Source organism: Acinetobacter sp. YH01006 (assembly GCF_013420445.1).
Classification (GTDB): domain Bacteria; phylum Pseudomonadota; class Gammaproteobacteria; order Pseudomonadales; family Moraxellaceae; genus Acinetobacter; species Acinetobacter pseudolwoffii.
The window spans coordinates 273,715-294,738 of sequence record NZ_VOYB01000001.1 but is presented as its reverse complement, the minus strand read 5'-3'; the positions used below and the strand labels follow the sequence as shown (position 1 = coordinate 294,738).

Annotated in this window: 18 protein-coding genes; 11 read left to right on the top strand and 7 right to left on the bottom strand. The window is 45.3% G+C overall.

Annotated features, from left to right (window positions below):
• Window positions 1-43 precede the first annotated feature (43 nt).
• A complete protein-coding gene (gene ilvN, locus FTT73_RS01395; RefSeq protein WP_064094785.1) occupies window positions 44-535 on the bottom strand; it encodes an acetolactate synthase small subunit in 492 nt (163 codons plus the stop codon).
• On the bottom strand, window positions 532-2,259 hold the full coding sequence (locus FTT73_RS01390; protein ID WP_086044103.1) for an acetolactate synthase 3 large subunit: 1,728 nt from the start codon (window positions 2,257-2,259) through the stop codon (window positions 532-534). Before FTT73_RS01390 ends, ilvN begins: the two co-directional genes overlap by 4 nt.
• 688 nt (window positions 2,260-2,947) lie before the next feature.
• On the opposite strand from FTT73_RS01390, the gene FTT73_RS01385 reads away from it, so the two are divergent.
• The 4 genes from FTT73_RS01385 to holA all read left to right on the top strand — a co-directional run bounded on the left by FTT73_RS01385 (window position 2,948) and on the right by holA (window position 7,864).
• The gene (locus tag FTT73_RS01385) at window positions 2,948-3,298 is read left to right on the top strand and encodes a DUF4124 domain-containing protein (protein ID WP_005172709.1); all 351 of its coding nucleotides are present in this window, start codon (window positions 2,948-2,950) and stop codon (window positions 3,296-3,298) included.
• A gap of 125 nt (window positions 3,299-3,423) precedes the next feature.
• Complete coding sequence (leuS, locus tag FTT73_RS01380; RefSeq protein ID WP_180190897.1) at window positions 3,424-6,045, top strand: leucine--tRNA ligase; 2,622 nt, start codon at window positions 3,424-3,426, stop codon at window positions 6,043-6,045.
• A 277-nt stretch (window positions 6,046-6,322) separates the two neighbouring features.
• Window positions 6,323-6,856, top strand: coding sequence for a hypothetical protein (locus FTT73_RS01375; protein ID WP_074384022.1), 534 nt, complete (start codon window positions 6,323-6,325; stop codon window positions 6,854-6,856).
• 9 nt (window positions 6,857-6,865) lie between these two features.
• Window positions 6,866-7,864, top strand: a complete 999-nt coding sequence (gene holA, locus FTT73_RS01370) for a DNA polymerase III subunit delta (protein WP_074384021.1) — start codon at window positions 6,866-6,868, stop codon at window positions 7,862-7,864.
• Here holA and FTT73_RS01365 read toward each other — a convergent pair.
• Entirely contained in the window at window positions 7,861-8,310 is a 450-nt protein-coding gene (locus FTT73_RS01365; protein ID WP_005172715.1) for a bacteriohemerythrin, read from the bottom strand. The genes holA and FTT73_RS01365 overlap by 4 nt on opposite strands.
• Before the next feature lie 591 nt (window positions 8,311-8,901).
• Here FTT73_RS01365 and FTT73_RS01360 point away from each other — a divergent pair.
• From FTT73_RS01360 to FTT73_RS01350, 3 genes are read left to right on the top strand one after another with little or no spacing between them, the layout of a single operon-like run.
• Entirely contained in the window at window positions 8,902-10,266 is a 1,365-nt protein-coding gene (locus FTT73_RS01360) for a MacA family efflux pump subunit (RefSeq protein ID WP_180078148.1), read from the top strand.
• Between the two features lie 2 nt (window positions 10,267-10,268).
• A complete protein-coding gene (locus tag FTT73_RS01355) occupies window positions 10,269-12,245 on the top strand; it encodes a MacB family efflux pump subunit (RefSeq protein ID WP_180190896.1) in 1,977 nt (658 codons plus the stop codon).
• A gap of 10 nt (window positions 12,246-12,255) precedes the next feature.
• Window positions 12,256-13,680, top strand: a complete 1,425-nt coding sequence (locus FTT73_RS01350) for an efflux transporter outer membrane subunit (RefSeq protein ID WP_180190895.1) — start codon at window positions 12,256-12,258, stop codon at window positions 13,678-13,680.
• Between the two features lie 69 nt (window positions 13,681-13,749).
• On the opposite strand, the gene FTT73_RS01345 is transcribed toward FTT73_RS01350, so the two are convergent.
• From FTT73_RS01345 to orn, 3 genes are all read right to left on the bottom strand, one after another.
• Window positions 13,750-15,585 (bottom strand): tetratricopeptide repeat protein, encoded by a 1,836-nt coding sequence (locus FTT73_RS01345; RefSeq protein ID WP_180190894.1) that lies wholly within the window; start codon window positions 15,583-15,585, stop codon window positions 13,750-13,752.
• A gap of 98 nt (window positions 15,586-15,683) precedes the next feature.
• Window positions 15,684-16,454, bottom strand: coding sequence for a ThiF family adenylyltransferase (locus tag FTT73_RS01340; RefSeq protein ID WP_100329241.1), 771 nt, complete (start codon window positions 16,452-16,454; stop codon window positions 15,684-15,686).
• A 456-nt stretch (window positions 16,455-16,910) separates the two neighbouring features.
• Window positions 16,911-17,468 carry an oligoribonuclease gene (gene orn / locus FTT73_RS01335; RefSeq protein WP_004278381.1) on the bottom strand — a complete coding sequence of 186 codons (558 nt, stop codon included), beginning with the start codon at window positions 17,466-17,468 and terminating at the stop codon, window positions 16,911-16,913.
• Window positions 17,469-17,592: 124 nt separating this feature from the next.
• Here orn and rsgA point away from each other — a divergent pair, with 124 nt between their 5' ends.
• The 4 genes from rsgA (at window position 17,593) to secB (ending at window position 19,925) form a co-directional block, all read left to right on the top strand.
• On the top strand, window positions 17,593-18,651 hold the full coding sequence (rsgA, locus tag FTT73_RS01330) for a ribosome small subunit-dependent GTPase A (RefSeq protein WP_074384016.1): 1,059 nt from the start codon (window positions 17,593-17,595) through the stop codon (window positions 18,649-18,651).
• Window positions 18,652-18,744: 93 nt separating this feature from the next.
• Window positions 18,745-19,152 carry a rhodanese-like domain-containing protein gene (locus FTT73_RS01325; RefSeq protein WP_005095619.1) on the top strand — a complete coding sequence of 136 codons (408 nt, stop codon included), beginning with the start codon at window positions 18,745-18,747 and terminating at the stop codon, window positions 19,150-19,152.
• An 18-nt stretch (window positions 19,153-19,170) separates the two neighbouring features.
• Window positions 19,171-19,428, top strand: a complete 258-nt coding sequence (gene grxC / locus FTT73_RS01320) for a glutaredoxin 3 (protein WP_100329331.1) — start codon at window positions 19,171-19,173, stop codon at window positions 19,426-19,428.
• A gap of 38 nt (window positions 19,429-19,466) precedes the next feature.
• On the top strand, window positions 19,467-19,925 hold the full coding sequence (gene secB, locus FTT73_RS01315) for a protein-export chaperone SecB (protein ID WP_004278389.1): 459 nt from the start codon (window positions 19,467-19,469) through the stop codon (window positions 19,923-19,925).
• 211 nt (window positions 19,926-20,136) lie between these two features.
• On the opposite strand, the gene FTT73_RS01310 is transcribed toward secB, so the two are convergent.
• Window positions 20,137-20,943 carry an enoyl-ACP reductase gene (locus tag FTT73_RS01310; protein ID WP_005095616.1) on the bottom strand — a complete coding sequence of 269 codons (807 nt, stop codon included), beginning with the start codon at window positions 20,941-20,943 and terminating at the stop codon, window positions 20,137-20,139.
• Window positions 20,944-21,024 lie beyond the last annotated feature (81 nt).

Genomic DNA, 21,024 nt, shown 5'->3' with positions numbered 1-21,024 from the left:
GCCTGATACCCTCTTCTTATTTAGAGGAGGAAATACTTAAAATTTAGATGGTGAGTACTTTTTCGCCGCGTGCGATACCGGATACACCTGAACGTACCACTTCTAAAATCGTGTGTTCTGCAAGTGCATCAATAAACGCATCCACTTTCTCAGTCGTACCTGCGATTTGAACGGTATAGGTCGTTGGGGTTACATCGACAATCTGACCACGGAAAATATCTGCAGTACGCTTGATTTCGTCGCGAGATGAACCCAATGCCTTCACTTTAATCAGCATCAGTTCACGCTCAATGTGCGCGCCTTCAGACAGGTCAACCACTTTCACCACTTCAACCAGCTTGTTGAGCTGTTTGGTAATTTGCTCAATCTTGTGATCATCGCCATAAGTGGTCAATGTCAAACGTGAAAGCGTTGGATCTTCAGTCGGAGCAACATTCAATGTTTCGATGTTGTAGCCACGCTGTGAGAACAAACCCACTAAACGGGAAAGCGCGCCTGATTCGTTTTCTACGAGTACAGAGATAATATGTCTCATTTCGTGCGCTCCCCTTTAGCCAACCACATATCCTGCATCGATTGACCCGCAATCAACATCGGATAAACGTGCTCGGTACGATCTACCATAACGTTAATAAATACGCACTTGTCGTTAATCGCCATCGCTTCTGCAAGCTTCGACTCTAGCTCATCGGCATGATTAATCTGAATACCGACATGACCATAGGCTTCCATCAGTTTGGCAAAATCAGGCAATGAATCTACATAAGAACTTGAATGACGTCCTTCATAGTTCATATCTTGCCACTGCTTCACCATCCCTAAAGACTGGTTATTCAGGCACAGGATTTTTACATTCAGGCCATATTGCTTACAGGTCGACAGTTCCTGGATACACATCTGAATCGATGCTTCACCGGTGATACACACCACTTGCTGTTCCGGGTATGCAAGCTTCGCAGCCATTGCATACGGCAAGCCCACACCCATGGTGCCTAGACCACCTGAGTTGATCCATTGACGTGGACGTTTGTATTTGTAATACATCGCACCAAACATCTGATGCTGACCGACATCAGAAGTAATGATCGCTTCGCCATTGGTCACTTTATCCAATGCCTGAACCACTTGTTGTGGCTTCATCACGCCATCAACACCCGCTTCATAACGACCGCCATGCACTTTGCGCCATTCATTAATCTGAGACCACCATGCCGCAATCACTTCAGGATTTGGCTTGGAAACATTGAGCTGTTTCAACTGGTTCAACATTTCAGTCAATACCGGCTCTACCGCACCGACAATTGGAATGTGCGCCATAATGGTTTTTGAAATCGTCGCCGGGTCGATGTCAATATGAATCACTTTGGCATTCGGACAGAATTTTGCCGGATTGTTGGTGACACGGTCATCGAAGCGCGCGCCTACACACAGAATCACATCTGCATTGTGCATGGTCATGTTGGCTTCATAAGTACCGTGCATACCGAGCATACCGATGAACTGTTCATCATCACCCGGGAATGCGCCCAAGCCCATTAAGGTATTGGTTACCGGATAGCCCAATAGATGCGCAAGCTCTGTCAATTGTGCAGATGCATTGCCTTGAACCACACCACCACCCGAATAAATTACTGGGCGCTTAGCATTGACTAATTCTTCAATCGCTTTACGAATTTGACCTGAGTGACCACGAAACGGTGGCTGATACGAACGCATCTTCACTTTTTCCGGGTATTCGTAAGCAAATTTTTCTGCAGGATTGGTCGCATCTTTAGGAATATCAATTACGACAGGGCCTGGACGACCAGATGACGCGATATAGAATGCTTTTTTGATGATTGCAGGAATTTCGCTGGCATGACGCACCTGGAAACTATGCTTCACGATTGGACGTGAAATGCCGACCATATCGGTTTCCTGGAATGCATCTTCACCAATCAGATGACTCGCAACCTGACCTGACAAAATCACCATCGGGATTGAGTCCATATAGGCCGTTGCAATTGGCGTTACCGTATTGGTTGCACCCGGACCTGAGGTCACCAGCACCACACCGGTCTTACCTGTGACGCGTGAGTAAGCATCCGCCATGTGACCGGCAGCTTGTTCGTGACGTACGAGGTAATGATTGATTTTGTCTTGTTGAAATAGCGCATCATAAATATGAAGAACTGCGCCGCCTGGGTATCCAAAAACATGTTCAACGCCTTCGTCCGCTAATGCGCGAACAAGCATTTCACCACCAGATAGAAGTTCCAACGTGATTCACCCTAATATTATGACACTGCACAAATGGGAGGCATTTGCAGTGTTTCATTTGTTAACTGTCTGCACTGTTATAGCACACAAATTTCATAGTTTTCATAGCAATAGGAAAAAAAATCTGATCTCTTGGCTGTTCGAGCAATACAAGACCTAAAACATGTTGGGATAAACATATTTTGCTTAGCTTTGTTCAATTTCTCGGCTAGAGAAATCGCCCACTGCATGAAATGACACTTAGTCGAAGGGTGATCGATTAAGGCATATAAAACTATTGCAGCATTCTTGTGTTTTCAGGCTTTAAAGTCAAGTTTAAAAAACAGGCAATATGCGCTTTAAAATACCTGATTTGCTGTTTTTAACAGCAATCTAGAGCAAGGACAGTAATAAAGAATTAATCTAATAATATTTAATCCAATAAAATTCATAAACTTATATATTTAATTTTATAAATTTTTAGTATGTCTTATATAAAAAAAATGAATGAATTTTTAATAAATCCAGTGAAGTTGTTTATCAATAAATTTTGTGTCTGAAAATTTGCTCACCACCTCTACAAACGAGATGCAGAAGCTGTTCGACCCTTGATCATGAATAGAGCGGATAAAAATTCATTATTTTTACTGTGAAAATCACTACAATGTTTTGTAGTATTTTATGGCTAGAACACAGAGGCTCAAAAACAATGAAAATATCTTTTTTAACTGCCTTAAGTCTGAGTTGTGCAATTTCTCTGGGCATCTGTAGCAGCAGTGCTTCAGCAATCCAGTATTATAAATGGGTCGATGCCAAGGGCACCACACACTATACGAAAACACCGCCCCCGAAAACAGCGAAAAAAGCCACAACTGTCGATACCTATGGCTGGAAAAACTCGGCACCGACACCGCCTAGAACGAGTGAAACTGAAGTGCAAACAGAAAATAGCGCTCAAGAACAACTGCAACAGCCTCAAATTCCTGCGAATCAGGATCAGCAGCAACGTGAAGCCAACGAAGCCTTAGAACAATCGAAAAATCGCGCAGTGGCTTTATAAGCGACCTCCACTATGGAACTGATCATTTTTTCTTAGGGAAATGCCTGCGCAAAATTCACTTTTAGGTGCATTTTGCGCTATGCTGTGCAACAGACTTTTTTTCACCGTAATTCACTGATACGTTTATGACTACTCACATTGATTCCGAATATCAAGCCAGTGCGATCGAGCCTCAAGTCCAACAGGATTGGGAATCTCGCAAAGCCTTTAAAGTTGCCGACAAAGTAGAAGGTCCACGTCGTTATATTCTCTCGATGTTCCCTTACCCAAGTGGCAAGCTGCATATGGGTCATGTGCGTAACTATACGATTGGTGACGTGATCAGCCGTTTCCATCGCTTAAAAGGTGAAACGGTTCTACAACCAATGGGTTGGGATGCTTTCGGTCTACCTGCTGAAAACGCAGCGATTGCACACCAAGTTGCTCCGGCAAAATGGACATTTGAAAATATCGCTTACATGCGTGACCAGTTGAAAAAACTCGGTCTTGCAGTGGATTGGGATCGTGAATTTGCCACCTGTACCCCAGAGTACTATCGTTGGGAACAATGGCTATTTGTTCAGCTTTATAAAAAAGGCTTGATCTACCGTAAACTTTCAACTGTAAACTGGGATCCGGTCGATCAGACTGTTCTTGCCAACGAACAGGTTGAAAATGGTCGCGGCTGGCGTTCAGGTGCATTGGTGGAAAAACGTGATATTCCAATGTACTACTTCCGCATTACCGATTATGCGCAAGAGTTACTTGACGACCTGGACACGCTTAAAGATGGCTGGCCACAACAAGTTCTGACCATGCAGCGTAACTGGATTGGTCGTTCACAAGGGATGGACATTACCTTCCCTTCAGCGAATCCTGAAATTTACGCAGACGGCCTTACTGTATTCACCACACGTGCTGACACCTTAATGGGTGTGACTTATGTTGCAGTTGCAGCAGAACATCCAATGGCGCTGAAAGCTGCGGAAAATAATGCTGAACTTAAAGCATTTATTGAAGAATGCCGTATGGGTTCTGTGGCTGAAGCTGACCTTGCCACTGCTGAAAAGAAAGGCATGGCAACAGGTCTGTCTGTGAAGCATCCTGTCACTGGCGAAGCAGTTCCTGTTTGGATTGCCAACTACGTGTTGATGTCTTATGGCTCTGGCGCAGTGATGGCTGTACCTGCACACGACGAACGTGATTTTGAATTTGCCAATAAATATGGCTTAACCATCAAACAAGTGATTGCTGCTAAAGGCGCAGACGATGCAGACTTTGATGCTACACAATGGCAAGAATGGTACGGTTCTAAAGAGGGTAAATTGGTCAATTCTGCTGAATTTGACGGTTTAGACTTTCAAGCAGCTTATGATGCGTTCCTTGCGAAATTAGAACCAACAACTCTTGCAAGCACCAAAGTTCAGTTCCGTTTACGTGACTGGGGTGTATCGCGTCAGCGTTATTGGGGTTGCCCAATTCCAATGATCAACTGTGAAAAATGTGGTCAGGTTCCTGTACCTGAAGAGCAACTTCCAGTGGTCTTACCGACTGATGTCGTACCTGATGGCTCGGGTAATCCATTGAACAAGATGCCTGAGTTTTATCAAACCACTTGCCCAAGCTGTGGTGGTGATGCGCGTCGTGAAACAGATACGCTGGATACCTTTGTAGAGTCATCTTGGTACTATGCACGTTATGCATCTCCTGATTTTACTAATGGTTTAGTTAAACCTGAAGCTGCTCAAACATGGCTTCCAGTAAATCAATACATCGGTGGTGTTGAACACGCGATTCTGCACTTACTTTATGCACGCTTCTTCCACAAATTGATGCGTGATGAAGGTGTAGTACAAGGTAATGAACCATTTACCAACCTGTTAACTCAAGGTATGGTTTTGGCAGATACTTATTACCGTGAAGCTGAATCAGGCAAGAAAACCTGGTTTAACCCTGCAGATATCGATCTCGAACGTGATGAAAAAGGGCGTATTCTGTCTGCGAAATACCAAGGTGATGGTCAGGACGTAATTGTTGGTGGTCAGGAAAAAATGTCGAAATCGAAAAATAACGGTATCGACCCGCAATCAATTATCGACCAATACGGTGCAGATACCGCACGTGTATTTATGATGTTTGCAGCACCACCGGATCAATCGCTTGAATGGTCGGATGCCGGTGTTGAAGGTGCCAACCGCTTCCTGAAACGTGTATGGCGTTTGGCAACAGGTTTCCTTGAAAAAGGTAATGCTGCATCAAATATCGACAAAGCTGCACTTTCTACTGCTGCCCAAGACTTACGCCGTAAAACCCATGAAACCATCCAGAAAGTCGGTGATGACATCGAACGTCGTCATGCATTTAACACTGCAATTGCCGCGATGATGGAATTGCTAAACGCAAACAATAAGTTTGAAGCCAAAGATAACAATGACGTTGCGGTAGCACGTGAGTCGATCACTACACTTCTGACTTTGTTAGCTCCATTTGCACCGCACTTAAGCCAAACTTTATTGGCTGAGTTTGGGATTGAATTGAATTCAACCCTATTCCCTGCTGTGGACGAATCTGCACTGACACGTAATACGCAAACCATTGTGGTACAAGTCAACGGTAAACTTCGTGGCAAACTTGAAGTTTCTGTGGGTGCATCAAAAGATGACATCTTGGCGCAAGCCAAAGCATTGCCTGAAGTTCAACAATTCCTGACTGGTCCAACCAAGAAAGAAATTGTGGTACCGAATAAATTGGTGAATTTGGTGGTTTAAATCCTGAGGAATTGTTTAAGCACTGCTTTAAACAATTCTGCAAGGGGATGAGGGCGAATAATTCACCTCTCCCTAACCCTCACTTGCGTTCAGTTTTAAAAGCGCTGCTTTAAAACCTCACTCAGGAGAGGGACTTTAAGAAATAATCCCTCCAAACCTCCCTTTGCCAAAGGGAGGCTTAAAAAACACAAAGCCCGTTGCCAGCCAACGGGCTTTGACTTTACAATCCAGTTCAGGATTTCAAATATTCCCCTTCGGGAAGCATAGAGGGCAACACATGCATTTGGGCAAACGTTTAGCAGCAATTGTTTTAACTTGTGGTCTGAGTGCAGGCTTAGTCGGCTGTGGTTTTCATCTGAAAGGAACCAATCCGAGCTCCGCACCTGTTGCTTACTCTGTCATGAGCCTGTCTTTACCGCCCAATACTGAAGAACTGCAAGAAAAACTGGCAGTTTACCTCGGTGCTGCAGGCGTACAGCTAAGTAATGCACCTAATGCTTATGTATTGCGTGTTCTCGATTACACGCCGCGCCGCTTAGAATTGAATGGTAAGCTGGTAGAAACCTTGCTACGTTTAAATGTGACTTTTCGCATTGAAGATGCACAAGGCAATCCGATCACTGAACCACGCACTGTGGTGGCAACGCGTACTTATCAATATGACATTGAAACAGTCAACACTGATGACCAGGAACAAAAGTTTCTCAATCAGGTGATTATTGATGATGTGGCACAGCAGATCGCGCGTCAGATTTCATCGAACCGCCTACCCTTGGCCAAACAAAATACCCCAGCGCAACCTGCTCAATAAGAACGCCTTATGAAACTTGACTATCTGCAAGCCCTAAAACGTGTCGATGAAGCTCGCGGTGCCTGGGTCTTGCATGGTCAAGAGCCTTTGCTAGAACAAAACCTGATCGATGCCTTTCGCACACATTGGCAAGCCAAAGACATCGAACGTCAACGTTATGATGTCAGTTCAGTTTCTGAGTGGAAAAATGTCTTTAATGCATTGAACAGTTTGTCATTGTTCTCAACCCAACTGGCAGTTGAAGTGCATGGCAATATCAAACCAGATGCCAGTAGCCTCAAACTGCTGAAAAGCTATTTACAACAAGACAGTGATAATCTGCTATTGGTTGTTATGCCCAAGCAAGATGCGAGCAGCCTCAAATCCAGCTTCTTCCAGACGGTTGAGGCCAATGGTGTCTGCGTTGCGCTTACTGCAAATTATCCACGCGATCGTCAGCAAATTTTGGCAGTTGAAGCAGAGAAACTGGGGATTAAACTGGCCCATGATGCCTGGCAATGGCTGGAACAGCATCATGAGCACAACTTGCTGGCAGCCAAAAACAGCCTGATGCGGGTCAGTGACACCTTTGCAGAAGTTGATGTGATTCAGATTGATCATTTATATGCCTGCTTACAGGATCAATCACGCTATAGCACCTATGATTTGAGTGATGCCCTACTGCAAGGCAATCTCTCGCAATCGATCAAGATTTTCCAGTATCTGGTCGCTTCAGGTGAACCGATGAGCCTGATCTTATGGAGCCTGAGCAAGGAAATGCGTCTGTTGATGCAACTGTTTGAACAGCCGCAAAATGCCTTGCAAATTGGAATCTGGAAAACCAAAGTCGGGCTATATCAGCAAGCTTTACGCCGTCTCAGCCCACAACGCTTTTTGAGCTGGCCCCAGCTGTTAATCCGTATTGATGCAGCCATTAAAGGAATGTCCAAAGAGAACCCTGAACATCTCATCTTACAGGCCATTGCTGAAATGTGCGGTCAACGCTTATTTTTAGCGCCGAGTGCTTAACCAAAGAAACGTGCAAACCAGCCCTTGCCTTTTTTGCTTTCCTGAGCACGTAAATAACTCAACATATTATCGCGCACTGCATCGACATAGTCCTGATCATCATGTTGAATATGATTGATCAGCCATTTGGACAATAAACGATATAAATCATTTTCAATCGATTCTCCCTTCTCGAACTTGAGACGATAATCATTGAGTCGTTTCACAAATAATTCATGTATACCGCGATGCGAAGGTAGGTATTGATAACTGACCTGTTCCAGCAGGTTTTCTTCAAAGCTGAAATGTGACTGGGTATAATCGATTAAATCCTCCAAGACCTCTTTGATTCGATCGCGATCTCCTGTGCTTTTTACCTGCTCCAAAGCATTGATATAATCTAAAATTTGACGGTGCTGATTATCGATTACGTCGATTCCAATATTATAGCTTTCATTCCATTCCATCGTTAAACCCTCATCAATGTTGCGAGCAAAGTTGTATTATTTTTGCACAATAAATGTGCGTTTTCTTCTTAAGTGGTAAAACCATAATTTTTTTATGGAATTAAATCTTACAAGCTTTATTTATTTAAATCCATATATAAAACATGGGTTTTTAATTTTTTTTTCTACTTAATTTTCAACTGGTTTTTGCTCTCTGGACTAGAGGGAGGAAAATTAAGCCAGAAACAGCCTTAAAACAAATATCACACAACAAATCTAGTATGTTTGGTCTTATGTCTTTATTGATTCACACTCGATTTTATTTGTGCAGCGCTTTGATTGAAAAAATACTGTTGGGGACAGTGATCATTTTATTCAAGAGTCACCTGATGATCTTTTAAATAGGATCGATGTTATCTATAGAGGGTCAAAGTCTTGTTATGAATGTCAGAACAAGCAATTCATGGAGCATTTTAAAATGGTCTGTATGGACGATATTTTCAGAAATCAGCCAATAGAAAATAATTCTCATTATAATTCAAAAAATTCACGATTTATCCCAATTTCGCTTTTATAATCAATCCCTATCTTTGATCCGAATTCGTACTCAATATGCCAAAAATAAAACCGACGAAACTAATTATGGCCGCCGTGATTGCCATTGTGTTAATCGCTGCGGGGTGGTATTTCCTCAAACCTAAAGAACAGCCGCCACAGTATATTACTGCTGAAGTAACACAGGGTGATATTGAAAGTTCTGTACTGGCGACCGGTATTTTAGAAGCCACCAAAATGGTCAGCGTAGGTGCCCAGGTTTCTGGCCAGGTGAGACAAATGTATGTGGAACTCGGTGATCAGGTTAAACAGGGTCAGCTGATTGCACGAATTGATTCTGTTCGTCAGGAAAATGATTTAAAAACTGCTGAAGCCAGCATTAAAAACCAGATGGCACAGCTTGCAGTGAGACAGGCGAATCTGGCCAAAGTTGAAGCTGAATACAATCGTCAGAAAGCCATGTATGCACAGGATGCAACTTCCCGTTCAGAGCTGGAATCTGCATTTGCCAGTTATAAAACGGCTCAGGCCGATATCACGGCAATCAATGCACAGATCGAACAGTCGCGCCTGACCTTGGCAACTGCCAAAGAAGACTTGGGTTATACCCAGATTGTGGCACCGATGGATGGCACGATTGTGGCGATTGTGACCGAAGAAGGTCAAACCGTGAATGCCAATCAAAGTGCACCGACCATTGTGAAGCTGGCCAAGCTGGACACCATGACCATTAAAGCTGAAATTTCTGAAGCAGATGTGATGAAAGTGGAAGAAGGTCAAACGGTTTATTTCACCACACTGGGCAATAACGAGAAAAAGATTTACGCCAAATTGCGCCAGGTTGAACCTGCACCAAATTCGATTAATACCGATTCCAATGCAACAGGCTCATCTTCAAGTTCTGCGGTGTATTACAACGCTTTATTCGATGTACCGAATGAAGATGGCAAACTGCGTATTGATATGACGGCGCAAGTTTATATTGTGCTGGATGAAGCTAAAAACGTGCTGACGATTCCGGCCGCTGCGATTCAAGGCTCAAACCGTCCGCCACGTGCTAATCGGGCTGAAGGTTCTCGCGGTGACAGTTCTCGCGGCGAAGCTAATCCGGCAGCACTTCCTGAAGCTGAATCTGCTCAAGGCAATCGTCCTGCTGGTGAACGCCCTGCCCGCCTGAATCTTTCTGAAGCGGAGCTGGCACTGATTGAACAGGGCAAAGCACAGCGCGCCATGGTGCGTGTCTTGCAGGCTGATGGTACTGCAAAACCAACCCCTGTACTGATCGGTTTGAATAACCGTGCCACTGCACAAGTGATTAAAGGTCTAAAACGTGGTGATCAGGTGGTCATTGCTGATGGTTCTGACACCTCCAATGATGCAGCAAAACGCGGTGGCAATAGCCGTGGCCCAATGAGAATGTAAATATGAATTCACAACAGCAGCCTCTCCTCGAGGTGAAAAATCTGGTACGTGAATTCCCTGCGGGTGAAGGTACGGTCCAGATTTTAAAAGGGGTCAATCTGGAGATTTATCCGGGTGAACTGGTGGCGATTGTTGGTCAGTCTGGTTCAGGTAAATCCACCCTGATGAACATTCTGGGCTGTCTGGACAAACCCACCACGGGTAGCTACAAGGTCAAAGGCCGTGAAACCCGGGAACTGGAAGCAGATGAACTGGCGCAGTTACGTCGTGAATATTTCGGCTTTATTTTTCAGCGTTATCACCTGCTCGGCGATTTAAACGCAGCAGGCAATGTCGAAGTCCCTGCCATTTATGCGGGTGCAGATTCATCGGAACGGCATGCGCGTGCGGTCAAGATTCTGACCGATCTGGGTCTGGGCGAAAAAACCCAGAACCGTCCGAGTCAACTGTCAGGCGGTCAGCAGCAACGTGTGTCGATTGCCCGTGCGCTGATGAATGGCGGTGATGTGATTCTGGCCGATGAGCCGACAGGTGCCTTGGATAAGAACAGCGGTATTGAGGTGATGCGTATTTTGCGCGAACTGAATGCCAAGGGTCATACCATCATTCTGGTTACGCATGATCATAATGTGGCAAAAAACGCGACACGAATCATTGAAATTTCAGACGGTAATATCATTTCCGACCAGCCCAATGTTCCTGAAGTCGATGAGCATCTGGAAAAACAGCCGCTGATCCGCAGTGAACAAAAGAAGATTTCTTCATGGCGTTCTGCAGTTGACCGTCTGGGTGAAGCCTTCCGGATGGCCTTGCTGGCCATGAATGCACATCGCATGCGGACTTTCCTCACCATGCTCGGAATCATTATCGGTATTGCTTCGGTGGTCTCGGTGGTGGCACTCGGTAATGGCTCACAAAAGCAGATTCTGGAAAATATCAGCAGTCTGGGGACCAATACCATTACCGTATTTCAGGGTCGAGGCTTTGGGGATAATTCCAGATCTTCACAGTCCAAAACCCTGATTCCGGCCGATGCCGATGCACTGGCCGAACAACCGTATGTCGATGGCGTCAGTCCGTCGGTGAACAGCAGTGTCACCGGCCGTTATAAAGAAATCGAAGCTTCAACTACGGTCAACGGCGTCAGTGAAGATTTCTTCTACGTGCGTGGCATGACTTTCCAGTCCGGTCAGCCTTTTGACCGCAGTAGCGTCATGCAACAGGCGCAAGATGTTGTCATTGACACCAATACCAAAAATACCTTCTTTAAAGATGGTACTAATCCGGTGGGACAGGTGATTTTACTCGGTAGCGTCCCGAGCCGGATTATCGGGGTGATTGATGCACAAAAAGGCATGATGGGCAATAATGACAGCCTGAATGTCTACCTGCCGTATTCTACCGTGATGAGTCGTATGCTGGGGCAATCTAACGTTCGCAGCATCATTGTGCGGATTAAGGATGAATACCCAAGTGCGGCGGCTGAAAATGCAATTTTAAACCTGTTGGTACAGCGCCATGGCGCGCAGGACGTGTTTACCCAGAATGCCGACAGTATTCGTGAAACCATTCAGCAGACCACAGCGACTATGACGCTTTTAATTTCGGCGATTGCGGTGATTTCACTGGTGGTCGGCGGGATCGGGGTGATGAATATCATGCTGGTGTCCGTGACTGAACGTACTCAGGAAATTGGGGTGCGGATGGCAGTGGGTGCACGTCAAAGTGATATTTTGCAGCAGTTCCTGATTGAGGCAGTGCTGGTGTGTATTTTAGGCGGTATTTTGGGGGTGCTGCTCTCGCTCGGGATTGGCCAGCTAATTACCCACTTTGCCGGCGGTACTTTCCAGATGGCCTATTCAACCACTTCGATTGTGGCTGCCTTTGTCTGCTCAAGCCTGATTGGAATTGTGTTTGGTTTTATTCCGGCACGTAATGCTGCTCGCCTGAACCCTGTTGATGCGCTTTCTCGAGAATAAGGAACCTGATATGCAAATGAATTTAACCAAACTTGCCAGTGCCTTGTTACTGGGAAGCTCGCTGGTGGGCTGTGCGGCAGTGGTAAAAACCCCGTATGAGCAGCCTGCGCTGAAGATGCCGGGCAGCTTTCAAAACCATCAGGTCTTGAATCAGCAGATTCATGCCGATGTCCTTGCTGATCAGTGGTGGACCCTATTTAAAGACCCGCAATTGAATAATTTGGTCGATCAGGTGCTGGCTCAAAATACCGATCTGGCAGTAGCGGGTATCAGCTTACAGCAGGCTCGGATTCAAGCCCGACAGGCTCAAAGCCAGCAAGGTGTCCGCGTGGGTGATGCACGTATTTCAACCGGACATCGTTTTAGTCTGGATGGTGACGGCGATTCTTCAACCGGGATCTCTCTGGGTTATCCGGGTCTTAGCTATGAGCTGGATCTGTTTGGTAAACTGGCCAATCAGACCGAAGCAGCACGCTGGGAAGCACTGGCTTCTGAACAGGACTTGCAGGCCACGGCACAAAGTCTGATTGGAACGACAGCGCAACTATATTGGCAACTGGGCTATCTAAATGAACGTTATAACGTGGTTCAGCAAAACCTGGCCACCGCACAAAAAACCTATGATCTGGTGCAGGTGCAATATCGCGCCGGTGCGGTGTCTGGACTGGATTTGACTCAGGCTGAACAAGCCATTCAAAGCCAGCAGGCAACCTTGAGCCAGATTGAACAACAACGTGTGGAAACACGTACCGGACTCGCGGTATTGCTGCACATGCCGGTGCAACAGCTTTCGATTCAGGAACCTAGCCGCTTGCCAAATATTGCCTTGCCGGCAATTGAAGCGGGTTTGCCTGCAAGTCTGCTGTCGCGTCGTCCAGATCTGAAAGCAACTGAACTACGTTTGCGTAAAGCGCTGGCCAATAAAGATGCCAATAAAGCCAGCTATTATCCGTCGATTAGCTTAACTGGAGCTTTATCTACTGGCGTCGGTGTTGGTGCTAATACTTCATTAACGGATGCACTTAAAAATCCGGTAGCGACCTTAGGTGCTGGCCTGACCTTGCCATTCCTGCAATGGAACGACATGAAGCGTGATCTAAAAGTCAATGAACTGGAATATGAAAAAGCCATCATTCAATATCGCCAGACCATGTATGAAGCCTTTGCCGATGTGGAAAATGCCTTATCGAACCGGACTGAAATCAGTAAGCAAGTCACTTTGCAGCAACGTAATGTCGAACTGGCTGAACGTACCGAACGTCTGACTGAAGTACGTTATCGTAATGGCGCGGTGGCGTTAAAGAACCTGCTGGATGCACAGGAAACCACACGGAATGCACGGCTGTCTTTGGTACAAACCCGACAGAACCAGTACAATGCCTATGTGACTTTAATGCAGGCATTAGGTGGCAGTCCAATCCAGCAATTACCTTAAACAAAGCTTGAACCATAAAAAAACCGCTGTCTAACAGCGGTTTTTTATATTGCGTGATGTCAATAAAAATTACTTCATTTGCAAATAGGCATGCACATTTTTCAATAATTCAGTTGATCGCTCATGCCCGAGCAAACTGCCTTTTTCCAGCCAGTCCCGCGCGACTCCAATATCGCGTTCCACCCCAATTCCCTTGGTATATAAACGTCCCAGATGACTATAAGCATCGGCATTGACCTGCGCTGCCGCCTGACGGTAATACTGTACCGCCTGTTCGATATTTGCCTCAGTGCCTATGCCATTTTCAAACGCTTCCCCCAGCGCATTCAGTGCCACACTATTCTGCTGAGCAGCCGCTTTTTGCAGATAGCTCAAACCTAAGGCAATATCCTGCGCAATCTGTTTTCCTTTAAGATACTCCAAGCCCAATTCTGCCTGTGCCTGTGCATGTCCCAGTTGTGCAGCCTGATGCAGATAACGATTGGCCTGCTCTGGATTAAGGATAAAGACCGGATAAAGACCTGACAGAGCCTGATACAGGAACCAGGCTGCTTCCTTGGAGCCTTTCGCAACCGCCTGATTCAGATATTGAATGGCTTTGTCGTGTGTCGGCAATGGATATTCCGCCAGACTATAAAAACGCCCGACCACATAAATTAAATCTGCCTCAGACTGAGCCTCGATCTGCCAGTATTGCTGGGCCACTGCCTGAATCATGCGGGTGGCTTTGGCTGTGTCTTTTACAGTACCGATGCCATTTAAATAACACAGTGCCAGACCCATTTGTGCATAAGCATCATCGGAACTGAGCTGAAATGCTGCCTGATATAATTCAAATGCCTTTTGCGGCTCATAAGCCACTAGATGCTGTTCAAAATACAGCGCGGCAATCATGCATAAAGCGGGCGGATGCTGAGTATTGGCAGCTTCAGACCAGTAACGAAACGCCATGGTTTCATTTTTATCGACATACCAGCCATGAAAATAAGCCAGTCCAATTAAAGTCTTGGAATGCGCATCGGCATGTTCTTTGGACTGCTGCATCAAATGCTGGAACACGCGCTGACGCTGGTCGGTATCGATACGGCCTTGCAGTACGCCAGCATAATAATCATAGAGACCTTTTTGATCACCAAGACTGATACAGCGTTTAATAAATTGCAGGGCTTGAGTCTGGTCTTGGGGCAGCCTCTGTCCACGCGCATAATCATCGGCGATCTGCTGATTGGCAGCCAGATGATCTTGCTGCGCAGCTAAAAACAGATAATGAATTCCCTGAACCAAATCTTGAGCCGCTGAATCTGTTAAATAATACTGCGCCAGTTGATACTGCGAATTGCTATGTCCCTGCCCGGCATTTTGAATGAGTAAGGCCAAGCGCTGCTGTTCAGCGTTCTTCTCTTCTGGATTTGTTTCTGTAGTGGAAGAAAGTTCAGTGATGCGGTACTGGGCATCCAGATTGCCACGGGCTACGGCATGTCGGTACCAGTACAGCGCCTTTTCCGGGTCAGCCATTTGATAGCGTTGCTCCTCATGAATCTGCCCCAGATGATAAGCTGCGTCATCACTGCCCAGATGAAAGGCTTTATCGAGATAACTGATGGCTGTTTCCGTATTTTGCGCATGTCCCAGACCCTGCAAATGCATCAGCCCCATGCCGACATAAGCCTGTGGAATTTCCTGTTGCTGGGCAAGATTCTGGTAAATCTGATAGGCGCGTGCATAATTCGGATGTTCAGGATCTGAACTCAAGCGCGCCGCATGCTTGAGCTGTGCATCAAGCTGCTCAATCCATAGATCATGCTGCACAGCTTTGGCCTGATCACGTTTCACCGGATCCGGACGTTTCCACATCCAGATTCCCAAAGCCCCTATCCCCAAAATCAATACCAGCAAGAACCACATAACTGCTCCAAAACATTATTTTTGTTCTGCAAATGAATCCTTTCATTCTAAACGCCGTCTCAAAAAAAGCACATATCTTGTGCTTTTTATTTTGTAAATCAGGCTTTTGCTCTTTTACTATCCAGCTTCTTCAAGCCTTCTGCCACAGCGACCATGGCAAAGCTTGATGTCACCACCACGGCAGAGCCATAACCACCACAGCGCAAGCCGGCACTGGCACAGACATCGGCACTCGAGAACGGATTATCGATTGAATAGACACAGGTAATGCCGAATTTTTCTTTAGGTTTTTTACAAATACCTTTGCCGCGTAACTGGGCACGCAATTTGGCCAGCATCGGGTCCTGTTCGGTTTTAGATAAGTCTGCGACACGAATTTTCAGGGGATCCAGTTTACCGCCTGCCCCGCCCGACACAATCAAGGGAATCTTGTTAAAGCGACAATGCAGCATCAAGGCAAATTTGGCCTTCACATCATCAATACAGTCGAGAATTAAATCAGGATTACCTGCTAAAATTTCTTTGATATTTTCCGGCGTCAGATAGTCATCAATCAGATTAATCTTGATCCGTGGATTAATGGCATGACAACGCTCGGCCATCACTGCAATTTTTTCATGGCCCAAGGTCGTGCTCATGGCAGGCAATTGACGATTAATATTGGATGCCGCCACCACATCCATATCGACCAAACTCAGCTCGCCCACACCGCTACGTGCCAGCGCTTCTACTGCCCAAGAACCGACACCACCGATGCCAATCACCATCACATGACTTTTTTCATAATGACTGAAGCTGTCTTCTCCATAAATTTTGGCAACACCCGCAAAGCGGCGCTCATATTCATCGTCTTGAAGCAGGTCGGTCATAAGTCATCAATAGCTGTTAAATCACGGCTTATTTTAGCAAAGTCAGCATTTTTTTACTGCTTCTAAAATTTTGATACAAAATCTATCAGCAAAATCAGAAAGATAAATTCAGGAACATTTATAATTGGATAAAATTCATACATAAAACTTTAAATATGGGAGTCAAACACTGTGCTGATCAATGCTCTTTTGGCTCTCAATTTTATCCTGATCACTCTACATTTTTATTTTTACAGTAGCCAAAAACAGAAAAACTATGCGCTGAGTATTTTTATTCGTTTGCTGATTTTAGGCCTATTCGGATATGTGATCCTAGATCGCCATGAAACCCAGACCCATCTGATTTTGGTACTGATATCCTGGGTGATATTTGAACTGATTGAGAGTTTATATCAAAAGAAAAAAGCATCAATCTCATAAAAAAAGAGGCTTGCGCCTCTTTCAATCCATCTAAACTTAGTCTTTATTCATGATAAAGAAATATTGACGATAGTATTTCAGTTCGGCAATTGAATCACGAATGTCATCCATCGCCAGATGCGAAGCATTTTTCTTGAGACCACTCATAATTTCTGGACGCCAGCGTTTTGCCAGCTCTTTCACTGAAGATACATCCAGATTACGGTAATGGAAATACTGCTCCAGCTCAGGCATCAGGCGATGCAAGAAACGGCGATCCTGACAGATCGAGTTGCCACACATCGGGGATGACTTTGGATTGACCCATTTTTTCAGGAATTCAATGGTTTGCTGTTCTGCATCCTGAGCCGTCAGTTTACTGCGACGCACCCGTTCAATCAGACCCGATTGACCATGTTGACGAGTGTTCCACTCATCCATGGCATTTAACAGACGTGCAGGCTGATGCACCGCAAGCACAGGACCTTCTGCCAGAATATTCAAATTGTCATCGGTTACAATCGTCGCAATTTCAATAATTTGGTCATTGTCTGTGTCTAGACCTGTCATTTCAAGGTCAATCCAAATCAGGCGGGTATCAGCGGTGCTGCTCATAAATGTGCAATCTTATTGGGTTTAAAAACAACTATAGTAGCAAATTAATTACATCTTGGGTGTCATTCGGGGGCTGCTTCATGCTATTTTTGCCATCTGATTTACCCGGTTTTTTAGGATATGAATGGCCTTAATACGTAAGCGTCGTCTGACAGAGCAACAACAGCGCCGCATTCAGAAACAACAGAAAACACGTCAAGAAGATCTCGATACCTCCAGTGATCTGGAAGGTTTGGTAGTGCAACACTACGGCCGCCAACTTGAAGTGCAAGCTTTGTCTACTCCTGACATTCACCCTGAAAAACCTGTGGTCGCCGATGGTGAGCCTGAACCTTTCTGGAAAGAAATTGAACTAGGCAGCGTCTGGCGCTGTCATACCCGAACCAATCTGGATTTACTGGTCACGGGTGACCGGGTTAAATGGCAAGCCGATCCGAATACCGGTTTAGGAATTATTACGGCGATTCATCCACGTAAATCCTTATTGACCCGTCCTGACCGCTATCACAAGGTTAAACCGGTAGCGGCCAATATTTCACTGATTGTGATTGTGTTTGCACCATTGCCTGAGCCAGCACCGGGCCTGATCGACCGTTATCTGGTGGCCTGTGCCGATGCCGATATTCCTGCGCTTCTAGTGATGAACAAAGCCGATTTGTTAAAAGAGAACGATCCAATTCTGATTCTGCTACAAGAATATCAAGACCTCGGTTATGAAGTAATGCAAACCCAGTCCGATGGTGATCTGACTGGATTGTCCAATCGTCTGGAAAATGAAACGGTGGCTTTTGTCGGTCAATCGGGTGTCGGTAAAAGTACGCTGATCAATGCGATCGTGCCAGATGCAGCCCAGAAAACCAATATTATTTCGGAAAACTCGGCACTCGGTCAGCACACCACCACCTCAACCCGTTTGATCGGTTTTGGTGAAGGTGCTGCCCTGATCGACTCTCCGGGAATTCGTGAATTTGGCCTGTGGCATCTGCCTTTAGATAAGGTACAAATCGGTTTTCCTGAAATTGAAAACCTGCTCGGACACTGTCAGTTCCGGAACTGCACGCATAAGCATGAAAAACAATGTGCTTTACGTCAGGCCGCGAGTGCGGGTGAAATTTTACCGCGCCGACTGGACAGCTATTTGCGTTTAATCGATGAAATCACTGAAGCACAGCAAAAAAATTAATTTTCTTGTGCCTCAACCCTTGAAGCGGTGATTTTGATCACCATATTTATGAGCTATACTCTTGGCAATTTTAAAATTGTAATTAGGTGAATTGTGGAACGTTGGTTCGAGTTTATGGGGAATCACCCCTTCTTATTTGGAACACTCGCGGTATTGGTAGTTTTGTTCTTCATTATCGAAGGTCAACGTAACGGTCGTAAAATTTCTCCGCAGTCGCTGGGAATTTTAGTCAAAGCAAAAAATGCCATGCTGATTGATTTACGGGATGCCAAAGACTTCCGTGAAGGTCATATCAGCGGCAGCCGTAACATTCCATATAGCCAGATTACAAAGCATGTTGAAGAGCTGAAAGCATCTGATCGCCCTTTGGTGTTCATTTGTAACCTTGGACAGGTGGCTGGTACTGCGCTACAACAAGTGGGTCATGCCGATGCATACCGTCTTGATGGCGGCATCAGCAACTGGAAAGCCCAGGGTTTACCTTTGGTGAAAAGCAAATAATCCACGAACAGGAGATTGATCATGGCTGACGTTATTGTTTATTCAACGACTGTGTGTCCTTATTGCGTGCGTGCAAAACAGTTGCTTGAGCGCAAAGGTGTCGCATATAAAGAAATTAATCTATCTCAAGAAGCACCTGAAGTACGTCTTGAATTGATGCAGCGTACCAATCACCGCACTGTGCCACAAATTTTTATTAAGGATCAATTCATCGGTGGTTTCGACCAGCTTTATGCTTTAGAGCGTGAAGGCAAACTTGATGAATTACTGGCTTAATTCTACTAAAATCATCACTTTATATTAAGGATCAAAGAATGAGTGAAGAACAACAAGCTCAACCACAATTGGCATTAGAGCGTATTTACACCAAAGATATTTCTTTTGAGGTTCCTGGGGCACAAGTTTTTACCAAGCAATGGCAACCTGAGCTCAACATCAATCTTTCTTCTTCTGCAGAAAAAATTGATGAGACTCATTTTGAAGTGGCTTTAAAAGTCGTTGTTCAAGCGACCAATGAAGGTGATACTGCTTTTATCGTCGACGTGACTCAAGCCGGTATCTTCTTGGTAGATGGCGTTGAAGAAGAGCGTCTTCCATACATCCTGGGCGCATACTGCCCGAACATTCTGTTCCCGTTCCTGCGTGAAGCAGTGAATGATATGGTGACTAAAGGTAGCTTCCCACAGTTGCTGCTTACCCCAATCAACTTCGATGCTGAATTTGAAGCCAATATGCAACGTGCACAAACTGCCGCTGTAGATGGTCAGGCTTAATCGCTGTCCTGCAAATCTAAAAAAGACCGCTTATGCGGTCTTTTTTATGGCCTTGAGTGAACTCCCCCTTTATCAAAGGGGGAATGAGGGGATTTTGCTCATTCACTCTTTTTTTTAAGAAAGGGTTTAGCGAGATTAAAGAAAAATAATCCCTCCTAACCTTCCTTTAAAAAAGGGAGGAACTCTCCCTCCCACGGCAGAGAATAGACTTTTATTCCGCATCCGCCATTAAATCAGCACTCATACCCACGGTATTGAAACCGGCATCGACATACAGGATTTCACCGGTAATGCCATTGGCCCATGGCGAGCACAGGAATAATGCTGCATTGCCGACATCTTCAATCGTTACATTACGTTTTAATGGCGCAACTTTTTCATTTAAGTCGAGCATTTTACGGAATGATTTAATGCCTGAAGCTGCCAGAGTACGGATTGGACCCGCAGAGATGGCATTGACACGAATACCTTCCTGACCCAAGCTCGAAGCTAAATAACGAACACCGGCTTCTAAAGAGGCTTTGGCCATACCCATCACGTTATAGTTCGGCATTACGCGCTCAGAACCTTGATAAGTTAGCGTTAACAGGCAGCCTTGACGAACTTGTAGCAAAGGCTTTGCCGCACGTGCCATCGCGATAAAGCTATAGGCACTGATGTCATGTGCAATATTGAAACCTTCGCGGTCTGTGATTTCGGTAAAGTCGCCATCCAAAGTATGCGCCGGTGCGAAACCGATAGAATGCACTACGCCATCCAGACCATCCCAGTGTTTCGCCAGCTCAGCGAATGCATTATCAATATCAGCATCTACCGCCACATCACAAGGAAAAACCAGTTTTGAACCAAACTGTTCAGCAAAGTCATCTACCCGCTTTTTCAGCTTTTCATTTGGATAAGTAAAAGCCAATTCAGCACCTTCACGATGTAATGCCTGAGCAATACCAAAAGCAATGGATAATTTACTCGCAATACCCGCGATCAAGAAGCGCTTACCCGCCAAAAGTCCTTGTGCCATGTGAATCTCACCTAAAATAATATATATGCATGATGCCAAGTCTGAGGCATTTTAGAAATTGCATAATGCATCTTTTTTTAA